The sequence below is a fragment of the Pantoea sp. ME81 genome (genome assembly GCF_903970985.1).
GTDB classification, from domain to species: domain Bacteria; phylum Pseudomonadota; class Gammaproteobacteria; order Enterobacterales; family Enterobacteriaceae; genus Pantoea; species Pantoea communis.
In genome coordinates this window covers 1-1,875 of sequence record NZ_CAJCKS010000334.1, presented here as the reverse complement: position 1 = coordinate 1,875, position 1,875 = coordinate 1, and the positions used below count along the sequence as shown (strand labels likewise).

Genomic DNA, 1,875 nt, shown 5'->3' with positions numbered 1-1,875 from the left:
ATTTTTTTTTTATAGAACACCTATCCCCATGATATACACCAGGGCGTTCACTCTTTCCCTACACGAATCTTCTTCCGCTCTCTCCTGGCGGATGGTTAGAGATGACTCACTGAAGTCGCTCCTCAACAACAAGCAGCAATTCCTGGGCGGCAGCCAGCGATATTTCCGGTTTATCGCTGGCCCGCGCATTCACCACAGGATTTGTAAGCTCATGATGTTAATAAAGATTGGAGAACCAGATGAACCGCAGTTTGAATCCAGGGATCGCTGCTGCTGGCAGCAAACGCACCTTCCGCAATTTGCGCTGGTGGGTATTGGTGTTGTTCTTAGCGGGCGTCACCGTCAACTACATCACCCGTAACTCATTAGGCATTCTGGCACCTGAGCTGAAAACCAGCCTGGGCATCACCACTGAACAATATTCATGGATCGTCGGTGCGTTTCAGCTGGCGTACACCTTCTTTCAACCAATTTGCGGCTGGCTGATTGATGTCATCGGCCTTAAAGTCGGCTTCCTGATTTGTGCCTCGGTCTGGGCGGTCGCCTGTCTGTTCCATGCCGGCGCGGCGAGCTGGGTACATCTTGCCATTCTGCGTTTTGTCATGGGCGGAGCGGAAGCCGCAGCCACGCCAGCCAACGCCAAAGTGATAGGCGAATGGTTCCCGAAAAAAGAGCGTCCGGTTGCAGCGGGTTGGGCCGGCGTGGGCTTCTCAATTGGCGCTATGCTGGCGCCGCCCATCATCTACTTCGCGCACGCTTCTTTCGGCTGGCAGGGCGCTTTCCTGTTCACGGGTTGCCTGGCACTGGCGTGGGTGGTGCTCTGGTGGTTGCTGTATCGCGATCCGGAAATTCATCCCAATCTGTCTTCATCGGAACTGGAATTTATTCGTCAGGATAATGAACCGCCTGCCGTTAAATTACCGTTCTTTAAAGCCCTGAAAAGTGTCTCAAAGAATAAACGTTTTTACGGTATCGCCATTCCCGCTTTTATGGCCGAACCGGCGTGGGGCGTGCTGAGTTTTTGGGTGCCGCTCTACCTGGCGAAAGATCTCGGCATGGATCTCAAACAGATTGCCATGTTCGCCTGGATGCCATTCCTCGCTGCAGACCTCGGCAGCGTCGCCAGTGGCTATCTGACGCGCCTCTATACCCGCCTGTTTGGTTTCAGACTGGTCAACTCCGTGGTTGCCAGCTCGGTCACCGGCGCTTTCCTGATGCTCTCCCTCGCATTGGTGGCAATGACCAAAGATCCCTACGTGGCGATTGCACTGATCTCGATTGGCGGTTTCGGTCACCAGATTATCTCCTGCATGCTCAGCGCACTGGTGGTGGAGAAGTTTGATAAAGGCCAGATGGCCACCGTTAACGGCATGCGCGGTTCCTTCGCGTGGATCTCCAGCTTCCTGTTCTCATTGGTGATTGGTGTCACCGCCGACAAGATTGGCTTTAACCCGTTATTTGTCGCCATGGGCTTCTTCGACCTGATTGGCGCGGTCTTCCTGATTGCATTTATTGCTGAACGTCGCGCCCAGCGCGCCTGAATAAAGTAGGTAACAATGAAAACCTTAAAGAATTGGTCACTCACGCATTCTGATCAACACCATGTTGCGTTAACCGTCGATGGGAAGTACCAGCTGAACCTATTCGTGCTGGAATCCGGCATGTTCCGTGTTTCGATTAAACGTCAGAGCGGCTATGCACTGGACCGCACCTGGAGCATAGCGCCAGACAGCGATGTGCCGTGGGAAGTAAACATCATGATCGGGAAGAAGCCCGCCTGATAGCGACCGGTGATGCCCGGGATACCCGTGCCATTCGCGATTGATTGTGCACCGCCAAGGAACTTAGGAATATCGTTAATGCCTGCCACGTCAA

The 1,875-nt window shown here is 53.6% G+C and carries 2 protein-coding genes and 1 pseudogene; 2 read left to right on the top strand and 1 reads right to left on the bottom strand.

Annotation, left to right across the window (positions count from 1 at the left end; genetic code table 11):
- The first annotated feature begins 239 nt into the window (after window positions 1-239).
- Together H7A81_RS27070 and H7A81_RS27890 are read left to right on the top strand one after the other, a co-directional pair.
- Window positions 240-1,541: an MFS transporter gene (locus H7A81_RS27070; protein WP_182059315.1), complete on the top strand. Its 1,302-nt coding sequence runs from the start codon at window positions 240-242 to the stop codon at window positions 1,539-1,541.
- A 15-nt stretch (window positions 1,542-1,556) separates the two neighbouring features.
- Window positions 1,557-1,748, top strand: a pseudogene (locus H7A81_RS27890) (hypothetical protein); the annotation flags it as partial.
- On the opposite strand, the gene H7A81_RS27065 reads toward H7A81_RS27890, so the two are convergent.
- A partial coding sequence (locus H7A81_RS27065; RefSeq protein ID WP_220458130.1) for a hypothetical protein occupies window positions 1,694-1,875 on the bottom strand: 182 nt, incomplete at its 5' end. The pseudogene H7A81_RS27890 and the gene H7A81_RS27065 sit on opposite strands and share 55 nt — an antisense overlap.

Bases quoted from the DNA above. Each gene is read 5' to 3' on its own strand.
- H7A81_RS27070 (WP_182059315.1), top strand. From the start codon at position 240: ATGAACCGCAGTTTGAATCCAGGGATCGCTGCTGCTGGCAGCAAACGC.